Annotated in this window: 26 protein-coding genes, 8 tRNA genes, 1 rRNA gene and 1 riboswitch; of the genes, 34 read left to right on the forward strand and 1 reads right to left on the reverse strand. The window is 43.7% G+C overall.

Annotated features, from left to right (window positions below):
* The 14 genes from RHS_RS23265 to RHS_RS23320 all read left to right on the forward strand — a co-directional run.
* Positions 1–556, forward strand: a 23S ribosomal RNA gene (locus tag RHS_RS23265); the annotation flags it as partial.
* A 126-nt stretch (positions 557–682) separates the two neighbouring features.
* Positions 683–754 (forward strand) — tRNA-Asn (locus RHS_RS23270).
* Between the two features lie 55 nt (positions 755–809).
* A tRNA-Glu gene (locus RHS_RS23275) sits at positions 810–881 on the forward strand.
* Between the two features lie 22 nt (positions 882–903).
* Positions 904–976 (forward strand) — tRNA-Thr (locus RHS_RS23280).
* A gap of 4 nt (positions 977–980) precedes the next feature.
* A tRNA-Ile gene (locus RHS_RS23285) sits at positions 981–1,054 on the forward strand.
* A gap of 23 nt (positions 1,055–1,077) precedes the next feature.
* A tRNA-Asp gene (locus RHS_RS23290) sits at positions 1,078–1,151 on the forward strand.
* Positions 1,152–1,192: 41 nt separating this feature from the next.
* Positions 1,193–1,265, forward strand: a tRNA-Val gene (locus RHS_RS23295).
* Between the two features lie 22 nt (positions 1,266–1,287).
* A tRNA-Leu gene (locus RHS_RS23300) sits at positions 1,288–1,373 on the forward strand.
* Positions 1,374–1,395: 22 nt separating this feature from the next.
* Positions 1,396–1,469 (forward strand) — tRNA-Arg (locus tag RHS_RS23305).
* A 110-nt stretch (positions 1,470–1,579) separates the two neighbouring features.
* Entirely contained in the window at positions 1,580–1,750 is a 171-nt protein-coding gene (locus RHS_RS31750) for a hypothetical protein (RefSeq protein ID WP_395023427.1), read from the forward strand.
* A gap of 91 nt (positions 1,751–1,841) precedes the next feature.
* A riboswitch (Lysine riboswitch) is annotated at positions 1,842–2,012 on the forward strand.
* Positions 2,013–2,109: 97 nt separating this feature from the next.
* Complete coding sequence (locus RHS_RS23310; RefSeq protein ID WP_047834513.1) at positions 2,110–3,732, forward strand: Na+/H+ antiporter NhaC family protein; 1,623 nt, start codon at positions 2,110–2,112, stop codon at positions 3,730–3,732.
* Positions 3,733–3,961: 229 nt separating this feature from the next.
* Complete coding sequence (locus tag RHS_RS31755) at positions 3,962–4,156, forward strand: DUF6783 domain-containing protein (protein ID WP_395023430.1); 195 nt, start codon at positions 3,962–3,964, stop codon at positions 4,154–4,156.
* A gap of 10 nt (positions 4,157–4,166) precedes the next feature.
* Positions 4,167–4,793, forward strand: a complete 627-nt coding sequence (locus RHS_RS23315; protein WP_161597268.1) for a metal-dependent hydrolase — start codon at positions 4,167–4,169, stop codon at positions 4,791–4,793.
* A gap of 166 nt (positions 4,794–4,959) precedes the next feature.
* Positions 4,960–6,249 (forward strand): FAD-dependent oxidoreductase, encoded by a 1,290-nt coding sequence (locus RHS_RS23320; protein WP_047834509.1) that lies wholly within the window; start codon positions 4,960–4,962, stop codon positions 6,247–6,249.
* Between the two features lie 162 nt (positions 6,250–6,411).
* Here the strand turns inward: RHS_RS23320 and RHS_RS23325 are convergent, their stop codons facing one another.
* Positions 6,412–7,431: a LacI family DNA-binding transcriptional regulator gene (locus RHS_RS23325; protein ID WP_027296479.1), complete on the reverse strand. Its 1,020-nt coding sequence runs from the start codon at positions 7,429–7,431 to the stop codon at positions 6,412–6,414.
* Between the two features lie 650 nt (positions 7,432–8,081).
* Here RHS_RS23325 and RHS_RS23330 point away from each other — a divergent pair.
* The 20 genes from RHS_RS23330 to eutH all read left to right on the forward strand — a co-directional run.
* Positions 8,082–9,191 (forward strand): sugar ABC transporter substrate-binding protein, encoded by a 1,110-nt coding sequence (locus tag RHS_RS23330; protein WP_027296480.1) that lies wholly within the window; start codon positions 8,082–8,084, stop codon positions 9,189–9,191.
* A gap of 41 nt (positions 9,192–9,232) precedes the next feature.
* Positions 9,233–10,738, forward strand: coding sequence for a sugar ABC transporter ATP-binding protein (locus RHS_RS23335; RefSeq protein ID WP_044295462.1), 1,506 nt, complete (start codon positions 9,233–9,235; stop codon positions 10,736–10,738).
* Positions 10,731–11,738, forward strand: a complete 1,008-nt coding sequence (locus RHS_RS23340) for an ABC transporter permease (protein WP_027296482.1) — start codon at positions 10,731–10,733, stop codon at positions 11,736–11,738. Before RHS_RS23335 ends, RHS_RS23340 begins: the two co-directional genes overlap by 8 nt.
* A gap of 34 nt (positions 11,739–11,772) precedes the next feature.
* Complete coding sequence (locus RHS_RS23345) at positions 11,773–12,783, forward strand: Gfo/Idh/MocA family protein (protein WP_047834510.1); 1,011 nt, start codon at positions 11,773–11,775, stop codon at positions 12,781–12,783.
* A gap of 139 nt (positions 12,784–12,922) precedes the next feature.
* Positions 12,923–13,936 carry a Gfo/Idh/MocA family oxidoreductase gene (locus tag RHS_RS23350; protein WP_047834514.1) on the forward strand — a complete coding sequence of 338 codons (1,014 nt, stop codon included), beginning with the start codon at positions 12,923–12,925 and terminating at the stop codon, positions 13,934–13,936.
* A gap of 293 nt (positions 13,937–14,229) precedes the next feature.
* Positions 14,230–15,360 carry a 1-propanol dehydrogenase PduQ gene (locus tag RHS_RS23355; RefSeq protein ID WP_027296485.1) on the forward strand — a complete coding sequence of 377 codons (1,131 nt, stop codon included), beginning with the start codon at positions 14,230–14,232 and terminating at the stop codon, positions 15,358–15,360.
* Positions 15,361–15,375: 15 nt separating this feature from the next.
* Complete coding sequence (locus RHS_RS23360) at positions 15,376–15,726, forward strand: BMC domain-containing protein (RefSeq protein ID WP_044289730.1); 351 nt, start codon at positions 15,376–15,378, stop codon at positions 15,724–15,726.
* Between the two features lie 97 nt (positions 15,727–15,823).
* Entirely contained in the window at positions 15,824–16,261 is a 438-nt protein-coding gene (locus RHS_RS23365; RefSeq protein WP_027296487.1) for a EutP/PduV family microcompartment system protein, read from the forward strand.
* A 107-nt stretch (positions 16,262–16,368) separates the two neighbouring features.
* Positions 16,369–17,802 (forward strand): ethanolamine ammonia-lyase reactivating factor EutA, encoded by a 1,434-nt coding sequence (gene eutA, locus RHS_RS23370; RefSeq protein ID WP_027296488.1) that lies wholly within the window; start codon positions 16,369–16,371, stop codon positions 17,800–17,802.
* A gap of 242 nt (positions 17,803–18,044) precedes the next feature.
* Positions 18,045–19,409: an ethanolamine ammonia-lyase subunit EutB gene (locus tag RHS_RS23375; RefSeq protein WP_027296489.1), complete on the forward strand. Its 1,365-nt coding sequence runs from the start codon at positions 18,045–18,047 to the stop codon at positions 19,407–19,409.
* Positions 19,410–19,531: 122 nt separating this feature from the next.
* Positions 19,532–20,434, forward strand: a complete 903-nt coding sequence (gene eutC / locus RHS_RS23380) for an ethanolamine ammonia-lyase subunit EutC (protein ID WP_027296490.1) — start codon at positions 19,532–19,534, stop codon at positions 20,432–20,434.
* Positions 20,435–20,486: 52 nt separating this feature from the next.
* Positions 20,487–21,143, forward strand: a complete 657-nt coding sequence (gene eutL / locus RHS_RS23385; RefSeq protein WP_027296491.1) for an ethanolamine utilization microcompartment protein EutL — start codon at positions 20,487–20,489, stop codon at positions 21,141–21,143.
* A 16-nt stretch (positions 21,144–21,159) separates the two neighbouring features.
* The gene (locus RHS_RS23390; protein ID WP_047834511.1) at positions 21,160–22,638 is read left to right on the forward strand and encodes an acetaldehyde dehydrogenase (acetylating); all 1,479 of its coding nucleotides are present in this window, start codon (positions 21,160–21,162) and stop codon (positions 22,636–22,638) included.
* 149 nt (positions 22,639–22,787) lie between these two features.
* Positions 22,788–23,102, forward strand: a complete 315-nt coding sequence (locus RHS_RS23395) for a BMC domain-containing protein (protein WP_027296493.1) — start codon at positions 22,788–22,790, stop codon at positions 23,100–23,102.
* A gap of 5 nt (positions 23,103–23,107) precedes the next feature.
* Positions 23,108–23,710: a hypothetical protein gene (locus tag RHS_RS23400; protein WP_052378022.1), complete on the forward strand. Its 603-nt coding sequence runs from the start codon at positions 23,108–23,110 to the stop codon at positions 23,708–23,710.
* Positions 23,711–23,855: 145 nt separating this feature from the next.
* A complete protein-coding gene (gene eutD, locus RHS_RS23405) occupies positions 23,856–24,479 on the forward strand; it encodes an ethanolamine utilization phosphate acetyltransferase EutD (RefSeq protein WP_027296494.1) in 624 nt (207 codons plus the stop codon).
* The gene (locus RHS_RS31760; RefSeq protein ID WP_395023429.1) at positions 24,433–24,708 is read left to right on the forward strand and encodes a DUF6783 domain-containing protein; all 276 of its coding nucleotides are present in this window, start codon (positions 24,433–24,435) and stop codon (positions 24,706–24,708) included. The genes eutD and RHS_RS31760 overlap by 47 nt, the downstream gene beginning before the upstream one ends.
* On the forward strand, positions 24,690–25,322 hold the full coding sequence (locus tag RHS_RS23410; protein ID WP_027296495.1) for a hypothetical protein: 633 nt from the start codon (positions 24,690–24,692) through the stop codon (positions 25,320–25,322). Before RHS_RS31760 ends, RHS_RS23410 begins: the two co-directional genes overlap by 19 nt.
* Positions 25,323–25,333: 11 nt before the next feature.
* On the forward strand, positions 25,334–25,642 hold the full coding sequence (locus RHS_RS23415) for a EutN/CcmL family microcompartment protein (protein ID WP_044289731.1): 309 nt from the start codon (positions 25,334–25,336) through the stop codon (positions 25,640–25,642).
* The coding region (eutH, locus tag RHS_RS23420) for an ethanolamine utilization protein EutH (protein WP_047834512.1) at positions 25,629–26,172 on the forward strand (544 nt) is incomplete at its 3' end. The genes RHS_RS23415 and eutH, both read left to right, overlap by 14 nt.

Below are 26,172 nucleotides of genomic sequence, written 5' to 3' on the forward strand. Positions count from 1 at the left end.
CTTGACTGTGACACCGACGGGTGGAGCAGGTACGAAAGTAGGACTTAGTGATCCGGTGGTATAAAGTGGGATTGCCATCGCTCAACGGATAAAAGCTACCCTGGGGATAACAGGCTTATCACTCCCAAGAGTTCACATCGACGGAGTGGTTTGGCACCTCGATGTCGGCTCATCGCATCCTGGGGCTGTAGTAGGTCCCAAGGGTTGGGCTGTTCGCCCATTAAAGCGGTACGCGAGCTGGGTTCAGAACGTCGTGAGACAGTTCGGTCCCTATCCGGCGTGGGCGCAGGATATTTGAGAGGAGCTGACCTTAGTACGAGAGGACCGGGTTGGACTGACCTCTGGTGTACCGGTTGTTCTACCAAGAGCATGGCCGGGTAGCCAAGTCGGGAAGGGATAAACGCTGAAGGCATCTAAGCGTGAAGCCCCCCTCAAGATGAGATATCCCCCGCATAAGCGGTAAGACCCCTTGAAGACGACGAGGTAGATAGGTTAGAGGTGGAAGTGCAGTAATGTATGGAGCTGACTAATACTAATAGGTCGAAGGCTTATCCATAAGGTTTAGGATAATGTCAATAAAGTTGATATAATCAACGAAGTTGGTAATGCAAGAACGGATGATATTTGATGAATTTCTGTATGTGGTTTTGAAGGTATATGGCTTTTCCAAAAAGCAGTATAATCCTCGATAGCTCAATGGTAGAGCATTCGGCTGTTAACCGAAGGGTTGTTGGTTCGAGCCCAACTCGGGGAGCTAAGTACTTAACAAAATGGCTAAGTATTTAAAAGGATAAAAGGCAGTAAAGCAAGGCTCCATGGTCAAGCGGTTAAGACACCGCCCTTTCACGGCGGTAACAGGGGTTCAAATCCCCTTGGAGTCACTAATAACAACATACGTCATATGCCGATGTGGCTCAATTGGCAGAGCAGCTGATTTGTAATCAGCAGGTTATCGGTTCGAGTCCGATCATCGGCTCTTTGGACCTTTAGCTCAGTTGGTTAGAGCAACCGGCTCATAACCGGTCGGTCCTGGGTTCGAGTCCCCGAAGGTCCATTTGTCTGTTGTTATTAATGTTTGGCCCAGTGGCTCAGTTGGTTAGAGCGTCGCCCTGTCACGGCGAAGGTCGTCGGTTCGAGTCCGATCTGGGTCGTTACATCGAAAGATGTAGGATTTATTAATTACATATCCCATGGGATCTTAGCTCAGCTGGGAGAGCATCTGCCTTACAAGCAGAGGGTCACAGGTTCGAGCCCTGTAGGTCCCATTTGGTAGTGATACCATGAAATGCCGGCGTGGCGGAACTGGCAGACGCACAGGACTTAAAATCCTGCGGGACTAATCTCCCGTACCGGTTCGATTCCGGTCGCCGGCATTCAGAATCATCAATTAAATATGTGCGTGTAGCTCAGCTGGATAGAGCGTTTGGCTACGGACCAAAAGGCCGGGAGTTCGAATCTTCTCACGCACGTGATTGTCCTTGTAAAATGAAAATTTTGCAAGGACTTATTTTTTTGCTTAATTCACTAAAGAAGTGATTAGCGGAATAAATGAAAAAGTATTTGTTCGGCTAATCTTTGGATGATGTTAGAATTTCAAATTGTATTTTACATAGCTGAGAGGTTTATCAATGATATGGTAGACAAGCTGGCTGGGAATAATGATTTCTGGAGGCTGTCAGAAGAATTTCCAATTATTTATTTTGCAGCTGCGGCAAGAATTTTGATTGCTTGCGGAATGGAAGCTATCTGAAAATAAAGCAGGAATAAAACAAAATTTTAATCTTTGCTTTTTGTCGAAAAAATGTTAAAATAGAAACATATAACTAGACAAGAAATAAAAATGAAATGATAGAGGTGCGATATTCATCAGTACTCCGGGACAAGTGGCAGGACAGTCGTTTTGGAGAAAAGGGAAGATCGCCGAAGAGTATATTCCGGTCCATGGAATTAGCTCTGGGACGCAGCAGAATATGTTGCGGACTGTCACTGATATGTGGAGCGCTATCTGAAGTGGTATAGGGAAATCTGACCTTAAATGACCATGAATGTATGTCCCCACGGAGACTTTCATTCATGGTTTTTTCTTGGAGGGAAAGAGAGGATATAGGAATGAGGATTTCAAAACAAAGGTTGTTTATGGGTATCAGCATGTTACTGATATTCACGGCATTGCTTCCCATGACGGTTCTGGCTGCAGAAGAAGGAGCTGCGAAGCCCGCCATGTATGCAACTTTTTGGGCGTTGATACCACCGGTAGTAGCAATTGTTCTGGCATTGATTACTAAGGAAGTTTACAGTTCATTATTTTTAGGTATTTTGGTTGGAGGACTGTTCTTTTCCGGATTTGGATTTGAAGGGACTGTGACACACATTTTTAATGATGGATTCATCAAAGTGTTATCGGATAGCTATAATGTGGGAATTTTGGTGTTCCTGGTTATTCTGGGATGTATGGTCAGTCTGATGAACAGAGCCGGAGGCTCGGCTGCGTTTGGAAGATGGGCTGGTAAGAAAATAAAGACGAGAGTTGGTGCCCAGCTAGCAACAATTGTTTTAGGGGTATTAATTTTTATTGATGATTATTTTAACTGTCTGACAGTAGGCAGTGTAATGCGTCCGGTTACTGACCAGCATCAGGTGTCCAGGGCAAAGCTGGCGTATCTGATTGATGCTACGGCAGCACCGATATGTATCATCGCACCTATTTCATCCTGGGCAGCTGCTGTTACAGGTTTTGTGGAAGGTGAAGATGGGTTTTCTATCTTTATCAGAGCAATTCCATATAACTTTTATGCTTTGCTGACGATTGTTATGATGGTGGGACTTGTATTGCTGAAAGTAGATTTTGGGTCTATGGCGGTTCATGAAAAAAATGCACGGAATGGTGATCTTTTTTCAACAGGAGACAAAATAGGAAATTTTGATGAAGATGATATTTCCAATCCCCATGGAAGCGTTCTGGATTTAATGATTCCTATATTATCTTTAATTGTTTGCTGTGTAATTGGTATGATTTATACAGGCGGATTTTTCGCAGGAAAAGATTTTATTACTGCATTCTCTAATAGCGATGCTTCTGTAGGGCTTGCTCTTGGCAGTTTTTTTGGAATGGTGATTACAATAATACTATATAATATTAGAAAAGTATTGAATTTTAATGATTGTATGGCATGTCTGCCGGATGGATTCAAAGCAATGGTACCGGCTATTTTAATACTTACCTTTGCATGGACTTTAAAAGCCATGACAGACAGCCTGGGAGCAGCAGATTTTGTGGCAGGAGCTATGGCGCAGTGTGCAGGAGACTTAATGAAGTTTCTGCCGGCAATCATTTTCCTGGTTGGATGCGGGCTGGCCTTTGCAACCGGTACGTCCTGGGGTACATTTGGTATTCTCATCCCTATTGTGGTTGCAGTATTTGAAAAATCTAATCCGGAATTAATGATTATTTCTATCTCAGCATGTATGGCGGGGGCAGTTTGCGGAGATCATTGTTCTCCGATTTCGGATACGACGATTATGGCATCGGCAGGGGCGAGATGTAACCATGTGAATCATGTGACAACACAGCTTCCCTATGCGGTTACGGCAGCCGTTGTATCCTTCCTGACCTATATATTAGCGGGATTTGTACAAAGTGCCTGGATTGCACTTCCTTTTGGAATCGTGCTTATGCTTGTTGTTTTGGTATTTGCAAGGATGGTTTCCCAAAATCAGCAGGAAACGTTGTAAGAGAATCGGAAAAGTATAAATGTAAATAAATTGAAATGAAGAGCAGGTCGTTGTAAAATGATTCTTTATCTGACATGGATTGGGAAATATAATCCCATGGTAATTAGTTCGTATGTCAGTGTTTGGAATGAATTTGCAGCGGCCTTTTTATAAGAACATACATACGGAAAAATAGCTTGCGTTTAAGGATGGATTTTTGTATAATTACGCAAGTAGGCCTGAAACGTGTTTGAAAATTCATTCCCGCCATCTGCACGCCCCACTTTGCAGCATATTTGCCCCGGATTCAGGTTACGTAGTCCGCTACGCGCCCTTCATCCGGGATAAATCTTCTACAAACTGTTACGCACAGCTGCCAGAAAGCAATTTTCAAACACGTTCCAGGGGAAAACTTAAGATTTACAAGACTAATGAGGAAAGTTGAGAAGAACCGTATGACAGGAAAAACACATGTGGCAATAGGAACAGCGGCGGCATTATTGATTGGACAGCCGGAAAATATCAGAGAGGTTGTGTTGTGTATCGGGACGGCATCTGTAGGCTCTGTAATCAGTGACATAGACGTAAGCACTTCGGAAGCCAGAAGAGATGTAAACAAAGTAATTGCAATTACGCTGTTAGCGGTTATCGCCACTGTTTTTATGGAATATCAGTGGAAACTTGGGATAACAGCGAGTTTTATGCGTAACAGTAACCTGGTGAGACTGGTGATGGGTATGACTGCTTTTCTGGGGGTATGTATCTTTGGTAAGAGCAGGCCTCACAGATCTTTTATGCATTCTTTACCGGCGGTTGGGATTTTGAGCTTTATTTTATATATTATCTATCCCATTCTGGTTCCCTATTTTATCATTTCTATGCTTTCACATATCGCTGCAGATATTTTTAATTATAAGAATGTTCGTCTGCTTTACCCTCTTAAATGGGGAATCAGTCTGGATCTCTGCCGGGCTGATGGCTTGATCAGTAAGGTTTTATGCGGTGCAGGGAGTTTACTTACATTTTTTTATTTAGGGGTATTTCTTTGGAGAACCGGAATGAATTTTCTGGGTGGGATGTAAGACGGATGGAATTTAACCGATTTCAGGAATAAACAGGCTAACATGTCCATACATTAAAGTATGAGAGTTTATAGCCCGTGAAAATCAGGCGGAAAAGTGTGAAAGGAAACTGTTTACACACTGCATGGAAAAAGTTAGGTTCATCAGAAGAATGGAGGCAGACAACATGAGTATAGAAGTGGTAATAGCAGGAGGAGGCTGGGCGGGATGCGCCGCGGCATATGGGGCAGTCTTGCAGGGCGCAAAGGTTACGCTGCTGGAAAAAACGGATATGCTGCTTGGTACAGGACTGGTTGGCGGAATTATGAGAAATAACGGACGGTACACGGCAACGGAAGAAATGATCGCTCTGGGCGGAGGAGAGATTTTTCGTATTATTGATGAAAACGTAAGGCATAAGAATGTTGAGTTTCCCGGACATGAGCATGCTTCTTTATATGATGTTGGTAAAATATCCGGAGTTATCTACCGGTTTTTAAAAAAGATAGGAACGAAAATTGAATTTCAGGCGCGTATGTCTAAAGTGCAGATGGATGGGAAACGGATCTTAAATGTACAGACGGATGATGGCAGAAAGTTTGGCGGCGAGATGTTCATTGATGCTACCGGGAGTGCGGGGCCTATGAATAATTGCAGAAAGTTTGGTAACGGATGTGCCATGTGCATTCTCAGATGCCCCAGTTTTGGCGGTAGAATCAGTCTGACGGGAGAGGCGGGGATTCCGGAGATACAGGGAAAGCGGGCAAATGGAAAATTAGGTGCAATGAGTGGTTCCTGTAAGCTTTTTAAAGAGTCTCTCTCCGGAGAAATCATTGACCAGTTAGAAGAAAAAGGAGTGGCAGTAATACCTTTACCAGAGGATCTGAGGGAAAATCATTTGTCTGAGAAGGCTTGCCAGCAGTATGCACTTGATGATTTTACGGAAAATATTATTTTATTGGATACAGGGCATGCCAAGTTGATGACGTCTTATTTTCCAATCGATAAACTCAGGAGGATTCCGGGATTTGAAGATGCCAGATATGAAGATCCCTATGCGGGCGGCAAGGGGAATTCCATCCGTTATATGGCAATGTCGCCGCGGGACAACAGTCTGAAAGTAGAGGGAGCAGAGAATTTATATTGTGCAGGCGAAAAGGCAGGGCTGCTGGTTGGTCATACAGAGGCAATTGTGACGGGGATTCTGGCCGGGTATAACAGTGTAAGAGAAGCATCAGGCCTGGAGACTTTAATTCTGCCGGAGAGTCTGGCGGTTGGTGACATGATTGCATTTGTAAAAAAAGAAATGGGGACGGAAGAAGGAATAGAACGAAAATATACCTTTTCCGGCTCTGTTTATTTTAAACGGATGAAAGATAGAGGCTTGTATCTGATGGATATAAATAAAATTAAAAAGAAAGTTGAGATGATAGGATTAAAGGGAGTGTTTTCCAACAGGGTAGTTCACGACTTGTAATGTGATACCGGAAAAGTCTACCGGTGACTGCTGTTTCAGACCAAAAATGCCATGACAAAAAGCACTTCGGGAGCTTTTTGCCATGGCATTTATAGTTAAATGAATTGTTATTTCAGTGTAAAGCCTTTTTCACTGTCTGAAAAGTACTACTTATACGTTTGATTACTTCACATGTGATGTGGAGTTACGCAGATACAATTCAGGCTGTACGAATAAATGAGCAGCGCTGGTACTTTTCTGCTTTATCAGATAGGTAAGATGTTCTATGCTTCTTTCCGCAATTTTGAGAACGGGCTGTATAACAGTGGTTAGCCTGGGACGGCAATAATTGCCTTCAGGAATTCCGTCAAAGCCAATTACGGAATATTGCTGAGGAACTTTATATCCATGATCGGTCAGATAATTAATAATAGCAATGCCAAGAATATCTGTCTGAGCAAAAAATGCAGTGCAGTCACACAGCTGGTTCCAACTGCTTTGCATGTTTTGGTATCCGTCATCGTAAGTTAGTCCTGTTTGAATTATCCAATCAGGATTGCATTCAAGATTGTTATTTACGAGTGCAGTACAATATCCTTCTGTTCGTTCTTTGAAATCACTTCCGGCAGAGGTAAAGGTACCGATACGCTGATGCCCTAATGCCAATAAGTGATTAGTAGCGATGAAACCGCCGGTAAAGTGGTCAACATCAATTATATTTAAACTTTTTTTCATAGGACGTGAAAAATACTGGGTGTAAATATGAGGAATATTTAAATGGCTTAAATAATCTTCCAGTGCAGAGTGATAGTTGCCATTAATAATAACAATGCCTTTAATATCGGCTGTTTCAATGATTGATTGAATGTAATTAAAGGAATGGTCACTTGCATCGTAGGATGAGATTACGCAGTAGTAATTTTGTTTTTCAATTTGCCTGATAACCTCATTAGACAAATATTCCAGATAGAGGTCAAGGGGGGAATGCATTTTATCAGCGCCCAGAATAATAGCAATTCCCCCATTGTTCCCGGAAATATTAGATATGCCGGCCCTTTTTTTTATTGTGTATCCGTGCTGTGCTGCTAATTCCTGAACCTTAATCCTGGTTTCCAAAGAGATTCGTGAAGAATTCTGAAGGCTTCTTGATACCGTTGATTGACTTACGCCGGCTAACCGGGCAAGTTCTTGGGTTGTAATCATATATACGTCTCCTATAAACAATGAGTCGGGGATATCATACCGTTTATTTAAAAACAGATGATTTTTAGTAGAGAATTTGCAGATTATTATCCGACTCTCTGTATTTTAACTATATTGAAGAATAATACATTTTTAAGTTTAAGTCAACTAAAATGTGAATAATCACGACAAACGTATGAATAATCTTTCTTATAAATTACACGCCGGACTTTCTGTTCCTGACGTGCTTCTTAGATATATTACATCTATGGAATCAATTCTTTCATATTTAACCTTTTCTTCCGTGTAAGCTCACCCCGCATTTTTGAAACAAATTCCTCACAAAGTAATTCAGAAATGTGCATAATTCCATATGCATAATATGCAAATATGTGCATACAGAGTGGAAGGAGAAATAGAGAGGATGCACAACATAGGATCAAAACTGGACAATATGCACACAAAAATTTGGAAAAAACTTATTGACTTAACCAAAATGTAGTGTTATAATCTGGATAAATACAAAAAAATATAATGTTTTGCATATATTTTGAGCGTTTTTTGAAAATGACTTGTGCATATTATGCTCATGCATATTAACGGGGTTTTGTAAGGGACATAATGCCATACGGCAAAAAATAAACTATATAAAAAATAAGGAGGATTTTTGTATGAAGAAAAAAATTTTAAGTATCTTTATGGTGGGGCTTATGGGATTATCCCTTACTGCTTGTGGTGGAACTACTGCAGCTAACAACAATGAAACGACTAACAAGAATGAAACAACTAACAACAATGAAACAGCTGACAACAAAGGGGCAGCTGGCAACAATGAGACGGCTGCCGGCAGTGATCTTGCCGGAAGTGAAAATGTATCATCGGCAACTGGTGATAAACTTAACATTAGCGTAATCCTGAAAACTACCGCTTCTGAGTATTGGGGATACGTATTAGCCGGTGCCCAGGCATACAGCGATAAGAATCCGGATGTAAATGTTGAGATCCAGGGTGCAGCGTCGGAAACTTCCTATGATGAGCAGTTGAATATTATTGAAACTAATCTGTCAGCAGGGAAATTTGATGGTTTTGTTATTGCTCCATTACAGGCGGATATGGTAATCTCCAAAATTGCGGGTGCTAAGCAGCCGATTATTTCTGTAGATACGAAAATAGAAGCCCCGGAAGTATTATCTTTTGTAGGAACCGGTAATGAAGAAGCAGCGAAAGCAGGCGGATTGGCAGCTGTTGAGGCGGCGAAAGCGGCAGGATTTACAGAATTAAATGCCATTGCCATTACTGGAGTTCAGGGTGATTCTACTGCAGAAGCACGTCTGACCGGCTATAAGGCAGGTATCGAAGAAGCAGGCGGTACATTTTTATCGGATGAAATCCAATATGCAGATGCAGTCGCTGACAAGGCATTTGCTTCCATGGAAGCTATTATACAAAATCACCCGGACGGTGTTGCAATGATCGTTTGCAACAATGATGATATGGCTATAGCAGCTGCTCGTGCAGCGAAGGGAAATGAGGCATATGCGAATACTGTTTTCTGTGGATTTGATGGTATTCAGTCTGCATGTAATGCTATTTTAGGCGGTGAAGAAACAATGTCTGTTGCACAAAATGCTTACGATATGGGATATAAGGCTGTTGAAGCATGTGTGAAAGCAATAAATGGTGAAAAAATAGAAGAGTTTATTGACTCTGGCAGTAAAATTGTGACAAAAGAAAATGCACAGGAACAATTGGATACTTTGAAATCTCAGCTTGGTAAATAAATCGATCTATTGATTAAGCATGAAGAATAAGGAGGTATGCAGTGAGTGAATATATTGTGGAATTAAAAAATGTCACAAAACGCTTTCCTGGTGTTGTAGCTTTAAAAAACATGAACCTGGCTGTAAAGCCAGGGGAGATACTGGGGTTGATTGGTGAAAATGGTGCCGGAAAATCTACTCTGATAAAGGTACTGACAGGTGTACATTCGGCAGATGAAGGCAGTATATTTGTGGAAGGGGAAGAGAAACATTTCCGTAATCCTAATGATTCTGCGGAGGCTGGCATTGCCTGTGTTTATCAGGAATTAAATATTGAAAAGCTTTTGAGCATTACAGATAATATTTTTATGAATAAGTGGATACGGGGGAAGAAGGGCCTGTTGGATTATCAGGCTATGAATAAAAAAGCGCGGGAGGTGATGCTATCTCTTGGGCAGGATATCGATCCTGACAAAGCAGCAGGTACTATGGGCATGGGAGTACAGCAGATGATTGAAATTGCCAAAGCACTTTCGGTTGGGGCTAAGATGATTATAATGGATGAACCTACTTCATCATTAGGAGAAAAGGAGGTTCAGCAGCTGATGGATATTTGCCGAGAATTGCGCAGCCGTGGCATCAGCATTGTGTTTGTATCCCATAAGCTGGAAGAACTTTTCGAATTATGTGACCGTGTTGCAGTAATACGTGATGGAGAGCATATCTGGACAAAGCCTATCACAGAAGTAAATAATGATGACTTAATTACAGCGATGGTAGGACGTTCCCTTGCCAATAAGTTTCCCAAAGTAATGGGAGTAAAAGGCGGCTGTGCTCTGAAAGTTGAAAATTTGAGACAAAACGGTGTATTATTCGATGTCAGCTTTGAAGCATACGATGGACAGATTCTGGGCTTTGCAGGACTCGTCGGGGCTGGGCGAACCGAAACAATGCGGGCTGTATTTGGTGCCGATCCCATCGATGGCGGCAAAATTTATATTCATGATAAAGAAATGAAAATCGCAAACCCAAGACAGGCAATCAATGCAGGAATTGCATTTTTGACAGAAGACCGCAAAAATCAGGGGCTTGTTTTGACACAAAGTATCCGGGCTAATTTGATTATGGCTAACATGAAAAATTTTGCAAGAGGTTTATTTTTGGATGAGAAACATATTGAGGAGACGGGAGAAGATAATATTACTTCGTTACGCATTAAGACCCCGTCGCTAGATGAAATTGCGGGTCAGCTTTCAGGCGGAAACCAGCAAAAGGTTGTTATTGGAAAATGGATCAATTCCGATGCGGATATTTATATTTTTGATGAACCGACAAGAGGTATTGACGTTGGTGCCAAAATAGAGGTTTATAATGTAATGAATAATCTTGTGAAAGAAGGAAAGTGCGTAATTATGATTTCTTCTGAAATGCCGGAAATTTTGGGCATGTCTGACCGGGTTGTGGTAATGAGAGGTGGTCGGGTAACGGGAACTTTAGACAGAGAAAGTGATCATTTCAATCAGGAGGATATTATGAGAGCTGCGTGGGGAGGAACCTTAGATGAATAAAGTAAAATTAAAATCCAATTCGGGCCTGGTCAATAAGCTGGGATCCCTGATTGCCCTGTTTGTATTATGTGTAATTTTGAGCTTTGCTACGTCAAGCTTCTTAACGCTTGCGAATTTCATGAACATCTTTAAGCAAACATCGGTAAATGCATTGATTTCTACTGGTATGTTGGTGTGCCTCATCACTGCAGGCATTGATCTTTCTGTAGGAGCGAATGCCATCTTTTGTACCTGTGTGATGGGAATGCTTTTACAAAACGGAATTACAAATCCTGTTTTAATTATCATTGCAGGTTTAGTTGCAGGTACGTTTTTTGGCTTCATCAATGGTACACTGCTGACCCGCCTGCACTTACCCCATCCTTTTGTATCAACCCTCGGTATGAAAAATGTTTTGTGGGGGCTTGCCCTGGTGGTGGTAGGTTCTAAGATTGTTTCCGGATTTCCGGTACAGGTTACATGGCTGGGAGAGGCAACGCTGCCTAATTCCATACCACTGCTGGGTGGTTTTCCGGTAAGTTTTATATTAGTAATTGTGTTGTTTGCCGTTATGGGTGTATTTCTTTCCAAGACGGTTCTGGGGCGCTCTATCTATTGTGTAGGGGGAAACCTTGAAGCAGCCCGCCTCTCTGGTATTAAGAGCTCCAATGTACTCACATTCTGCTATACTTTATCCGGATTTATGAGTGCTTTGGCAGGTATTGTACTGATTGGACGCGGCGGGATCGCCAATGGAGCCAATGCTATTCAGCCTTATGACACAGATGCTATTGCTGCCTGTATTATCGGAGGCGCATCTTTTAATGGCGGGAAAGGAACTATGAGCGGTACTATTATCGGTGCGCTTATCATTACTGTGATCAGAAATGGTCTGCAGCTGCTCAGTGCTTCTACGGCAATCCAGAATATTGTTGTTGGTCTGGTTATCATCCTGGCAGTACTTATTGACGTAACTCGTGAACGAATGGAAGCAAAGGCCAGACGTATGGCTGCAAAATAAAACATCAATCATTCATATAGTCAGGAGAATTGATATGTTAAAAATCGGGGTTATCGGATGCGGTGCAATTGGACGTGACCATATTCGCCGTTTGCGCAATCTTGTTCCCGGAGCCACAGTAGCGGCCTGTTCCGATTATTTCCGGGAATCAGCAGAAAAAACCGCACAGCAATATGATATCAGCCATATATTTGATACCGGGGAAGAGTTGATTGGAAGTGGGGAAGTGGATGCGGTACTGATTGCTTCTTCGGATACTTCACACGCGGGCTATGTTCTTGAGAGTCTGAAGCAGGGAAAGCCGGTGTTTTGTGAAAAACCACTTGCCCAGACATCGGCTGACTGTGAAAAAATTATTGAAGCAGAATTGGCACTTGGTAAACGCCTGGTGCAAGTTGGATTTATGAGGAGATATGATCCGGGATACCGGGAAATGAAACGCATTGTGGAATCCGGTGAACTGGGGAATCCTCTTATGATTCATGCCAGTCACCGCAACATGCATCAGCCTCAGGGACTTACCAGCGAGATGGGTGTGTCAAATATAGCAATCCATGAGCTGGATATCTGCCGATGGCTGTTGGGCGATGAGTATAAAAATGGACAAGTGCTTAAAGTACGGCAATCTTCTTACTCAGTAAAAGGGTATGACAATCCGCAGATCGTGCTTCTGGAGACCGGTACAGGATGCCGCATTGACGTAGAGGTACAATTGTCCGATGGTTATGGCTATGATATTCAGTGTCAGGTAGTATGTGAAAAGGGAACAGTCAGTTTACCGGATCCTTACGCAGTTGTGACTCGGTCCGATGCAGGGCGCAGCGTTCCTATACTTACCGATTGGTCCCAAAGGTTTATTCAAGCTTATGACATTGAGTTAAATGAGTGGGTGAGAGCGGTAGAAAACAATAGCTGCAATGGCCCGGGTGCGTGGGATGGTTATGCTGCCTGCGTTGCGGCAGATACGCTGAATCGTTCCCGTAATACCGGAAGGTTCATGGAAATACAAATGATGCGTAAGCCTGATTTGTACGATGTCAGCTGAACCGGATACCGGTTTGTTACTGCCTCAAAGCGGTGGCGCGCTTCTGACATAGATAGCAGGTGCTCAATTCACTGTTAATTGCACAATGATGGACTACAAGGAAGCATCATTAAAATATATAGAAAAAGAAGGGAAAACCATGGATGAAGTAAAGGTCGGGATTGCCGGATTAGGACGCCTGGGAAAGGTACATGCAAACAATATTTGCTATAAAATCCCGGGGGCAAAATTAACGGCAGCATGCTCAGTCGCAGAGGCGGAATTAGAGTATGCTAAAAATGAACTGGGTGTATCGGATGTGTATACAGACTACCTGGAAATGCTGAAAAGTGCAGATATTGATGCCGTAGCGATAGTCACTACCAGCAGTGAACATTGCTGGCAGATCGAAGCGGCATTGGCAGCGGGAAAGCATGTGTTTTGTGAAAAACCACTGGGTATTAATGAAGAGGAATGTAAAGCGGCAGAAAGAGCGGTAGAAAAATATCCGGATAAGATATTCTTTTTAGGCTTTATGCGGCGCTATGATCCGTCCTATGCCTATGCCATGCAGAAGATAAAAGAAGGTGCAATCGGCAAGCCTTATCTGGTAAAGGCGACAGGAATTGATCCCGAAAGTCTGGTGGAGGGTTCCATCAAATTCTGCAGTACCAGCGGTGGAATCTACATTGATATGGCAAGTCATGACATCGACTTAATGCGCTGGTTTTTGGGAGATGAGGTAACTGAGGTGTATGCGTTAGGATGCACTTTCAAACATCCGGAGTTTGAAGCGAATGGTGATTGTGAAACTGGCTGCGCCATGTTCCGGTTCAAAAATGGTGCAATTGGACAGATACACGTAGGCAGGACGGCGGCACACGGGTATCATATAGAAACGGAAGTTGTAGGTACCGAGGGTTCAATCCGTATCAGCCCCGTCCCAGCAAAAAATCTGGCAATGATTTATGATAAAAATGGGGCGGTAGTGGAGTGTGTGGGCTCTTTTCCGGAGCGCTTCGCGGATGCGTATGTATTGGAAATGAAAGAATTTATTGCTTGTATCCGGGAGGGACGTAAGCCGGATGTAACGGTATATGATGGTACAAAATCTACAAAGATTGCTTATGCGGCGGCACAGTCGCTGAAGGAACACCATCCGGTGCAGCTATAAGAGGCAAAATCAGGACTGTTGGGCTATTTGCGAGCTCAGCAGTTTTTTGAATAATAATTATAAAGTCTTTGAAAAAATAATATGAATATGGTTTATGCGGGTCCACTTTTGAGTGGATCTTTTTTTGTTTTTTTAGGAAGATTAGTTTGGAATTTAAAATATTGGAAATATTAATGAGTCGGAAAGTTATAAAAATGCACAGAAATCCAACAATTTTTATTTTTATTGTATAATCTTGTCTCATTTCACAAAAGATAGCTAAATAAGGAAAGCTTTTGAAGGGATGGTGAAACATGGAGGAATTTAAAATACAAACGGCTGTGTGTTTTGGGGCGGATGCCCTGAATTGTCTGAAGAATCTTACCGCATCACGGATTTTTATCGTAACGGATCCGTTTATGGTGGAATCAAAGATGGTTGATCGGATAACGGAACAGCTGAAAGAAAAAGAATATATGATTTTCAGCAATGTGGTACCGGATCCCCCACTGGAACTTGTAGTGGAAGGAGTCAGGGAAGTAATGGCTTATAAGCCGGATACAGTGATTGCGCTGGGCGGTGGTTCGGCCATTGATGAGGCAAAGGCAATTATGCACTTTTCCAAACAGATCGGTGATCTGCCGGACATGGAATTTATTGCGGTTCCAACTACCAGCGGTACGGGATCAGAAGTAACTTCTTTTGCGGTTATTACAGATAAAGATAAGGGAGTGAAATATCCCCTGGTTGATAAATCGCTGTTGCCGGATATTGCAGTACTGGATCCGGGACTTGTGAAAAGCCTGCCGCCTTCCATTGTGGCTGATACCGGGATGGATGTACTGACCCATGCGTTGGAGGCATATGTGTCTACCAAGGCGAACGCATTTACGGATGCTTTGGCGGAAAAGGCAGCTGTCACGGTCTTGAAGTATCTGGTGAAATCTTATGAAAGCCCGGTGGATATGGAAGCGAGAGAACAGATGCACTATGCTTCCTGCATGGCCGGACTGGCATTTGATATGACTTCCCTGGGTGTAAATCATGCGATTGCCCATAATATAGGTGGTAAGTTTGGGGTTGCCCATGGCAGGACAAATGCCATACTGCTTCCTTATGTAATTGCTTATAATGCGGAAATTCAGGACTATAATACAAAGGAATATAAGACGGCTGCAAAAAAATATGCAGCGATTGCTTCTTTGTATGGAATTGGAGGGGTGAATATCCGGTCGGCTGTGAAAAATCTGATTCACCAGATACAGAAAATGCAAAAGCTGATGAAAATGCCCGTGAGCTTTAAGGAATGCGGACTAAAACCGGATGAGTTTCATAAGGCGGAGGAGCAGATTGCAGAAGGGGCACTTGCGGATGGATGTATTGTTACGAATCCCAGGGTGGTTTCGAAAAAAGATATTCTGGATATTTTAAAACAGGCTTTATAAAAGAAGGTGCATTTGATGGAAGTAGAAGAAAAACAGCGGATTATTCAGGAATTTGTTCCGGGAAAACAGATTACGCTGGCACATGTAATCGCGGGACCGAATCCGGGTATTTACGCGAAGCTTGGTCTGGAGCCAGAGGAAATGGATGCCATAGGCATTCTTACCATAACGCCCAGTGAAGGAGCGATTATAGCAGCTGATATTGCGACAAAGGCATCCGATATTACCTTAGGCTTTATAGACCGCTTTAGCGGAGCGTTAGTTTTTACCGGAGATATCAGTTCAGTAGAAGCGGCGATTAAGGATATTTTAAGAACGATGGAGCAGGATCTGGGATTTACCAGGGCACCCATTACCAGGACTTAATGGGGATTTAAAATGGCAGAGGGGAAAGTGTGAATAAATTCACACTACTTATTTAGGCATATTCCAGGATTACTTGCAATATTCAGGGGGAAAGTGTATGAAAAAAGTTATTTTTATCGGTCAGACAGGCTGTGGCAAGACCACTTTGTGCCAGAAACTGAATGAGCAGACGATAAAATATCGAAAAACCCAGGCAGTGGAGCGTTACGGGGATTCGATTGATACTCCGGGCGAGTATTTAGAAAACCGCCATTTTTACCATGCTCTGATTATGACTGCTGTGGATGCAAAGGTGATAGCGCTGGTGGCAGACCCCACTTCTGAATACCGGGCAATTCCGCCTGCCTTTGCCGGAATATTCGGAAAAAAAGTAATTGGTATCATTACAAAAATAAACCAGACGGAACCACAGAAAATTGAGAAAGCCAGGAAGGAACTGGTTAAGGCAGGGGCATCCCCTATTTTCGAAGTGGATACACCGGATGGGATTGGAATTTCGGATTTGATGAATTATTTGGAAAAGGAGGCGGTATAGGTTGAAAGAAAATTATGAAACGGGAAGGAAGTCATGCCACGAATTCTTTCAACCTGCTTTATTGTGGCAGTATTGCAGGCAAGCCTGCAATATGTGGTGGGTATAAATTGAAAGAAGAATTGCTGAGTGTGGGAATTGACCTTGGAACCAGTACTACACAGCTTATTTTTTCAAAGCTTATCGTAGAAAATATGGCAACCAGCTATACCGTTCCCAGGATGGTGATCACACAAAAACAGATTCAGTACAAAAGTGATATCTACTTCACACCCCTTGTAGACCAGACGAGGATTAATTTCGAAGAGGTACGCAGGATTGTGGAGAAAGAGTATCAAAAAGCAGGTGTTAAAAAAGAGCAGATTGATACCGGGGCTGTTATCATCACCGGAGAGACTGCAAGGAAAGAAAATGCAGAAGAAGTAGTCAATGCCCTTAGCGGGTTTGCCGGAGATTTTGTGGTAGCAACGGCGGGTCCGGATCTGGAGAGTGTGATTTCCGGTAAGGGAGCAGGGACAGACCTGTATTCCAAGGAACACCATGTGACGGCGGTCAATATGGATATTGGCGGCGGAACCAGTAATCTGGCGGTGTTTCAAAGAGGGGATACAATTGATACAGGCTGCCTGGATATTGGTGGCCGGTTGATTAAAGTGGAGGCACGAACCCACAAGATCACTTATATAGCACCTAAGCTTTTGCAGATAATTGAAAAAGAAAAAATGCCTCTGGCTGTTGGAACAGTGGCAGATAAACAGAACCTGAAGCCCATACTTCAAATGATGGTAAAGGTGCTGGAGCAAAGTGTCGGGTTAAAAGAAGAAGATGAGTATTTTAATCTGATGATCACTAATAAGAATATCCAGTGTAAGGATCAGATTCAATGTATCAGTTTTTCCGGCGGGGTGGCGGATGCTATTTATCATCCGGAAAAATTTACAGATCCATTTCAATTTGGCGATATCGGCATTTTACTGGGAGAAGCCATTAAAGATTCCCTGCTTGTCAGGCAGCTCAAAGTCATAGAAAGTGATGAGACGATCCGGGCTACGGTAGTCGGAGCTGGCAGCCATACTACGGAGATCAGTGGAAGTACCATCACGTATACCAGCGATGCATTTCCGGTGAAAAACCTTCCGGTCCTGAAACTCACCCGGGAAGAGGAACAGCCGGGGAAGCTTGCAGATGCAATTAAAAGAAAGCTGGACTGGTTTCGGGTGGAAGAGAAACTTGCGCAGGTTGCAATAGCTATAGATGGAGAAAGGAACCCTTCTTTTTCCAGAGTACAGATCTATGCAAAAGATATTTTGATGGGGGCAGAAGCGCTGATTGAAGCAAAGCTTCCTGTTATTGTGATTGTAGAAAGTGATATGGCTAAGGTATTGGGGCAGACCATGTACCATCTGCTGGAGTGGAATAAAGAGGTGATCTGTCTGGACAGTATACATTTGTCGGAAGGTGATTATATTGACATCGGGAGGCCGATTGCGGAGGGCTGTGTGCTTCCGGTGGTGGTAAAAACACTGGTATTTAAAACTCAGTAAAAGTGTGAAAGAAAATTACTTGACACTTTCAGATATAAAGCTGCAGTAAATGCAGTATAGGAGGGAAAAGTGTGAAAGAAAACCGTTTCACACTTACAGATAGGAAGCCGCAGCAAGTGCGGCACAGGAAGAAAGGTTGAAAGAAAATTACGATGCAGAAAGGATGCCACGATGTGATTCTTTCAACCTGTTTAATTGTGGCAGTATTACAGGCAGGCCTGTAATATGCAATGGGTATAAATATGATTTTAAAAACAAAACTTTTTGGGCATGTATATGCCTTCAAATCCCTGAAGGAAGTAATGGCGAAAGCCAATGAAGAGAAATCCGGGGACAAGCTTGCGGGACTTGCTGCAGAGACGGCAGAGGAGCGTGTTGCAGCAAAGGTTGTACTGTCTCAGATTACGCTGGAAGATTTGCGGAATAATCCGGCGGTACCTTATGAAACAGATGAGGTTACCAGAATTATTCAGGACGATTTAAATGAGTCTATTTATAACGAGATTAAACGTATGACAGTCTCCGAATTTCGGGAATGGATTCTGGATGAAGAGACTACGGGAGATCAGATCCGGCGTATCTCCAGGGGACTGACTTCAGAAATGGTAGCTGCTGTGGCAAAGCTGATGTCGAATCTGGATTTGGTCTATGGTGCCAGAAAAATCCGGGTAACTGCACATTGCAATACGACTATCGGGGAAGCGGGAACATTGTCATCCAGACTTCAGCCAAATCACCCCACCGATGATCCCGACGGAATTATGGCATCTCTTTTGGAAGGGCTGACCTTTGGAGCCGGAGATGCACTGCTTGGTTTGAATCCGGTAGATGATTCAGCTGAAAGTGTAACCCGGATACTGAAGCGTTTCGAAGAAATCAAACAGAAGTATCAGATACCAACCCAGACCTGTGTACTGGCGCATGTTACAACTCAGATGGAAGCAATTAAAATGGGAGCACCGACCGATCTGATTTTCCAGTCTATAGCAGGATCCGAGCTGGGAAATACGGCCTTTGGATTTAATGCGGCTACGATTGAAGAGGCACGCCAGATGGCGTTGACCAAGGGAACGGCACAGGGACCCAATGTGATGTATTTTGAAACGGGGCAGGGCTCAGAACTGTCATCGGAAGCGCATCATGATACTGACCAGGTGACGATGGAAGCCAGGTGTTATGGATTTGCGCGTCATTTTTCACCGTTCCTGGTAAATACTGTAGTGGGATTTATCGGGCCGGAATATCTGTATGATGGTCGCCAGGTAAACCGTGCCGGACTGGAAGATCACTTTATGGGGAAATTGACAGGAATATCCATGGGCTGTGATGCCTGCTATACCAACCACATGAAGGCAGATCAGAATACCATTGAAGATTTATCCGTATTACTGACTGCTGCGGGCTGTAACTATTTTATGGGTATTCCTCACGGAGATGACGTTATGCTGAATTATCAGACAACCGGTTTTCAGGAAACAGCAGCGCTTCGGGAAATCTATGGACTGACTGCGATAAAACCATTCCATGAATGGCTTTTAAAAATGGGTTATGTGGATGAGCGGGGAAGACTTACGAAGAAAGCGGGAGATGCCTCTACATTGTTCTAGAGTGTGTTTGAAAATTCATTCCCGCCATCTGCCAGAAAGCAATTATAAAACACGCTCTAGAGCGTTTAAAACTGTATCGGATAATGAAATTATTATTTGTTTCTACAAGGAGGAAAACAAGCGTGAAAGATGAAGAAATAAGGTCTATGGTAGAGAAGGTTCTGGAGCAGATGCTGAATACTGGAAAAGCACCGGAACCCAAGCGGTCTGAGGTCATACAGACCACAGCAGAAAATTTGAAAAAACAGGCGCCGCAAGATACCGGCGGATGTCTGGAGGATATTACCGAAGTGGATCTGCGCAAGCAGCTGTTGGTAAAGGATCCCAAAGATGCACCAGGATATCTGGCAATGAAAGCCAAAACCCCAGCCAGACTTGGGATAGGAAAGGCAGGTGCCAGATACCGGACAGCGACTATGCTTCGGGTACGTGCGGATCATGCAGCAGCCCAGGATGCTGTGTTCAGTGATGTATCAGAAGAGTTTATTAAAAAATGTGACTTTGTATTTGTACAGACGCTGTGCCAGGATAAGGATCAATACCTGACCCGACCGGATCTGGGAAGAAGATTTCCAAGTGAAGCTCTGGATGTTATCCGCAAAACCTGTGGAAGCCATCCCAAAGTTCTGGTTATTGTAGGTGACGGACTGTCTTCGTCTGCAATTGAAGCAAATGTGGAAGATATGATCCCTGCTATTCGTCAGGGGCTGCAGATGCATGGAATTACCCTGCCGCCGATTTTATTTATTAAATACGCCAGGGTTGGCGCTATGGATGCAGTTGGTGAAGTTACGGATGCTGATGTAATCTGTATGCTGGTAGGAGAAAGACCGGGGCTTGTAACGGCAGAATCCATGTCAGCGTATATTGCATATCAGCCAAGACATGGTTTGGCGGAAGCTAAGCGGACGGTAATCAGTAATATACACAAAGGCGGAACTACAGCAGTTGAAGCAGGTGCTCATGCAGCAGAACTGATCATGAAAATGCTGGAAAAGAAGGCCAGCGGCATTGACTTAAAATAAATGAGAAAGGCAGCTATAGCAGATAAGTCTGCTATATGCAGTGGGTGTAAAAATGAAAAATGATGAATTGCGGCCGAATATCCTGGCTATACGGATTATATCTAATGTCAGCGATGACCTGGTTCAATCCTTAGGGTTAGATCCAAGGCATAAGAGTCTGGGAATTATTACGGCAGATATGGATGATGTCACTTATACGGCACTGGATGAGGCAACAAAGGATGCAGATGTGGATGTAGTCTATGCCAAATCTATGTATGCAGGAGCCGGAAATGCCTCTACCAAACTGGCAGGGGAAGTAATTGGCATTATCGGCGGACCAAGTCCGGCAGAGGTGAGAAGCGGATTAAATTCAATTATTAATTTTATGCAGCATGGAGCCTGCTTTGTAAGTGCAAATGAAGATGATTCCATTGTGTATTATGCTCATACTGTATCAAGGACGGGGTCTTATTTATCCAAGATAGCAGGAATCCGGGAAGGAGAAGCCCTGGCTTACCTGATCGCACCTCCTCTGGAAGCAATCTATGGACTGGATGCAGCACTTAAGGCTGCCGATGTAAAACTGGTAACCTTATATGAACCACCTTCTGAGACGAATTTTGGAGGCGGGCTTTTAACCGGAAGCCAGTCCGCATGCAAGGCTGCGTGTTCCGCTTTTGCCCAGGCAGTACGGTCCGTAGCTGATGCGCCAAGGGAATACGAATAAGAGGAGGAAGTAAGGAATGGAATTAAGAGATAAAGACCTGATATCTGTCCAGGAGACGAGGAATCTTTTAGCAGAAGCGAAAGAGGCCCAGAAGGAGCTGGCACGTATGGATCAGCAGCAGATTGACCGGATCGTAAAGGCTATCAGCGATGCAGGTACAAACAGTGCAGAGCACCTGGCAAAAATGGCAAATGAGGAAACGGGATTTGGTATTTGGCAGGACAAGGTGATTAAGAACCTGTTCGCTTCAAAAGTAGTGTACGATGGGATTAAAGATGAAAAGACTATTGGAATTATTCACGAAGACAGAGAACGAAAAGTTTGGGATATTGGTGTACCGGTAGGGGTTATTGCCGGAATTATACCTTCTACTAATCCAACATCCACTGTGATTTACAAGGCGATGATTGCACTAAAAGGCGGTAATGCTATTGTATTTTCACCGCATCCGGGTGCAAAAAAATGTATTTTAGAAACCGTTCGAATTATAGCAGATGCCGCACAGAAAGCAGGATGCCCAAAAGGAGCCATTTCCGCCATCAGTGTACCTACGATGGATGCAACCAAGGAACTTATGAGCAATGATAGCACCTCTCTGATTCTGGCTACCGGCGGCGGCGCAATGGTTAAATCCGCATATTCTTCCGGAACACCGGCAATTGGGGTGGGGGCAGGAAACGGCCCCGCATTTATTGATAAAAGTGCTGATGTAAAAAAAGCCGTTCAGAGAATTCTGGATTCTAAAACATTTGATAACGGGACAATCTGTGCTTCCGAACAATCTATCGTGGTGGAGAAGTCCATGGAAGAAAAGGTTGTAAAGGAATTAAAAGAACAGGGTGCCTATATTATGGATGATGCTCAGACCAAACAGCTGGGACAGTTCATCTTAAGAGCAAACGGAACGATGAATCCAATGATAGTAGGAAAAAGCACAGCTACAATTGCACAGTACGCAGGATTGACCGGAATTCCTTCCACAGCAAGAGTATTGGTGGGAAGAGAGACAAAGGTTGGAGATGGTGCGCCTTATTCCAGAGAAAAACTGGCACCTGTATTGGGGATGTATGTAGAAGAGAATACAGATAAGGTGTTAGAACGCTGTATAGAGATTCTGCATATGGAAGGTGCAGGGCATACGTTTTCCATGCATGCAGAGGATGAAGCTCTGGTGCGTAAATTTGCACTGCAGATTCCGGCATCCAGATTTCTGGTAAATACACCCGGAGCCCTGGGTGGAATCGGAGCGACGACAGGACTGTTTCCTGCGCTGACTCTTGGCTGCGGAGCCGTGGGCGGAAGCTCTACTTCTAACAACATTGGTCCGTTAGATGTGATTAATATTAAAAGAGTTGCGTTTGGAACAAAAGAGTTAGCAGAGATCAGAAGAGAAGCACAGACGGCAGGCGGACATGGCACTTCGGCATCCAGCCTGGGACTAAGCCAGGAGATGATAGACTCCATCGTTGAAAAAATTATGAAGGAGCTTATCTGATTCAGATACAGGCATTTCAAACACGCGCTAAAGCCCGTGAAACAACGATGAATGAATATGAGCAATTGTAGAATAATAATACGATAGAAATAAATAATAAGAAATATAAAACATGAAATCTTAAATTTAAAATTACGGAGGTAATGGAAATGGCTAATACAAATGCATTGGGTATGATTGAAACAAAAGGTCTGGTTGGAGCTATCGAAGCGGCAGATGCGATGGTAAAAGCAGCAAATGTAACGCTGGTTGGTAAAGAATCCATTGGCGCAGGTCTGGTAACCGTTATGGTCAGAGGCGATGTAGGAGCAGTTAAAGCAGCTACCGATGCAGGAGCAGCTGCAGCAGAACGCGTGGGAGAACTGGTATCTGTGCATGTAATACCCCGCCCGCATACAGAAGTAGATGTAATTTTACCCCACCAGGTTGAAAGAGCGGCAGGTACCTTTTCCGAAGAGGCTTAATAACCATGGAAGAATCAAGAGACAAAATCCGCAGAATCGTTACCGCAGCGGTCAGTCAGGCAATAAATGGAAAACCAGAGCATATGACGCATTTAAGAGGAGAAGAGCTTGTCTTCAAGGACCATCCGCGAATTGCATTCAGAGGGGCAATTGATTCTCTGGAATCTGAAATCATTCTTTTTCAGACATTGACCGAGAAAAAGCAGCTTCACAGGATGACACAGGATCTGGAAGAAATTATCAAGACCATACGGTGGACTCTCCGGTGTGAAGTCTCAGGAGAGCCGGTGGGTGAAATATTGATGCAGGGTCTGAATACGGATGAAATGCGGGCACATTCCCATCATCCAAGCCAGTACTATGGGATGAAACATTTCCTGCCGACCTATCAGCATGGCGAAATCGTGGCATATTTAAATCGCCTTCGTACAAAAGCCAGAGAAACTGAATTGGCGGCATACCGGGCTTTTAAAATGGAATCAGGGGATGTGGAAAGGGAAGATATAATCCGGGTCTTAAACAGGCTTTCTTCTCTGTTTTGGATCATGATGTTCAAATACCTAACGGGAAAATATGAAGAAACAGATCCGCAAATGTGTAAAGTGTGAAAGAGGTACACTTTCACAATGCTAATTTAAGCATATCGCAGGCAGGATTGTAATATGCAAGGAGGCAGTTTGAAAGAAAAGCGCTTTCAAACTACTTATTAAGGCAGTATCGCAGGCAGGCCTGGGATATGCAGGAGGTATCACTATGAATGAACTTGTAGATAATATCGTAGAAGCAGTTGTCAGGGAACTTCGCCAGAAACTGATGGTGGAAGTTGAGGCTTCCGGGAGGCACGTGCATTTATGCAGGGAGGATGTGGACGCGTTATTTGGAAAAGGCTATCAGCTTACCAGAGTACGTGATCTTTCCCAGCCAGGGCAGTTTGTGTGCCAGGAACGCATTTCGCTGACAGGTCCGAAAGGGACGTTAAAAAATGTTGTAATTCTGGGGCCTGAGAGGAAAGAGACCCAGGCTGAGATCTCTATGACTGACGCACTGGTATTGGGAATAAAACCGCCGGTGCGCTTAAGCGGAGATATCGCGGGTACGCCGGGAGCCATTTTTTCTAATGGGGACAGGCAGGTAGTAAAGGATAAAGGCGTAATAGTAGCAAAGCGCCATATGCACATTACTCCGGAAGATGCCGCCCGTTTCCAGGTCAAAGATGGACAGGCGTTGAAAATAAAGGTATTTGGCAGCAGGCCGGTTATATTTGAAGATACTATAGCCAGAGTCAGTAAAGATTTTGACACGTATGTTCACATTGATTATGATGAAGCCAATGCCTGTGGGTTTGAAAAAGGAACTTTCTGCAGAATTGTACACTAGAGTGTGTTTTAAAATTCATTCCCGCCATCTGCACGCCCCACTTTGCGGCATATTTGCCCCGAATTCAGGTTGCGTAGCCCGCTACGCGCCCTTCATCCGGGACAAATCTACCACAAACTGTGACACACATCTGTCAGAAAGCAATTTTCAAACACGCTCTAGAGTGTGTTTTGCCATGTTTGAATATGCTCAAAGGAAGGGAAAGAGCCTATGGATGAGAAAGTTTTAATAGAAGAAGTGATTCGGGAATTAAAGCGTAAAATTGGCCAGGACTGTATGAGAAATGCAGCCGGAAGGTCAGCTATGGTATTGGGCGTACTGCCTGAGGGCGAAGAAAAAGCTTTGAAAGCTGCGTATCAGATCATCCCGTTTTCGGAGGCAGAAAGCTGCGATATCTATGTATTGGCACAGATGCCGATAAAATTAATGGCTGATCTGGTTCTTGGAATTCCATCAGAACCGCAGGCTGCATGTATCTTACGGGCATTGCTGGAAGGAAAACGGGTATATCTCCTGGAGTCCGGTCTGGAATACCGGAGATACAAAGAGACAGCATACAAGACTTTATATCATCTCTATCAGGAATATGAAGCTGCTGTTCAAAGATTTGGGATAGAACTGATCAGCTATACGTCAGAAATAGCAAAAGAAAACCGCATACAACCAAGACCTGAAACAGAGGACTATGTGGATCTGAGCGGCCTTCGCCTCTTACGGGAATCGGACCTGATAAAGGTTCGGGGAACCGGCAGCATCACTATATTGCTGGGGCAAAATACGATTATTACACCGCTGGCCAGAGATTACATTTCGAATCACAATATGGCGGTTATAAGAAATTAAGGGGTGAGGGTTTGGAAATTGGCAAGGTAATAGGAAATGTCTGGGCAACGAAAAAAGATGAAGGGATCAACGGGCAAAAGCTTTTGGTTATCGATATCATGAAAAGATCCAGGCAGGAAGATGAGTCATTTATTGTTGCAGCCGATGTAATCGGAGCAGGAGTTGGTGATATGGTACTGGTTTGCCGGGGAAATCCCGCACGAATGGTAGTAGGAGATGGAAAAACTCCGATAGATGCAGCAGTAATAGGAATTATAGATTCTCTGGATATCCAGGAATCTGCAAATAACAATGGAGGTGTTCAAAATGGGCATCAATGAGATCATTATCTATATTATGGTATTTTTCGCCGCATTAGGCGCCCTGGACCGGATTATCGGCAACCGGTTTGGCCTGGGGGAAAAATTTGAAGAAGGTATTATGGCGATTGGCGCCCTGGCAGTATCCATGGTGGGTATTATTGCGCTGGCACCGGTCATTGCGAATCTTTTAAAACCGGTTATCGTACCGCTGTTTGGATTTCTGGGCGCTGACCCGGCTATGTTTGCCGGATCGATTCTGGCAAATGATATGGGTGGAGCGCCACTTGCAGAAGCCTTGGCTTTAGATCCCAATGCTGGAAATTTTGGTGGTTTGATTGTAGGGGCTATGCTGGGACCTACAATTGTATTTACCATTCCGGTTGCACTGGGAATTATTGAAGAGTCTGACCGGAAATATCTGGCGACGGGTGTTCTGGCTGGAGTCATCACCATTCCCATCGGTTCCTTCGTTGGAGGACTTGTAGCAGGGTATTCCATTGGAATGGTACTGCGCAATCTGATTCCAATTATTATCTTTGCCCTTCTGA

This window comes from Robinsoniella sp. RHS (assembly GCF_001029355.1).
GTDB lineage: Bacteria > Bacillota > Clostridia > Lachnospirales > Lachnospiraceae > Robinsoniella > Robinsoniella peoriensis.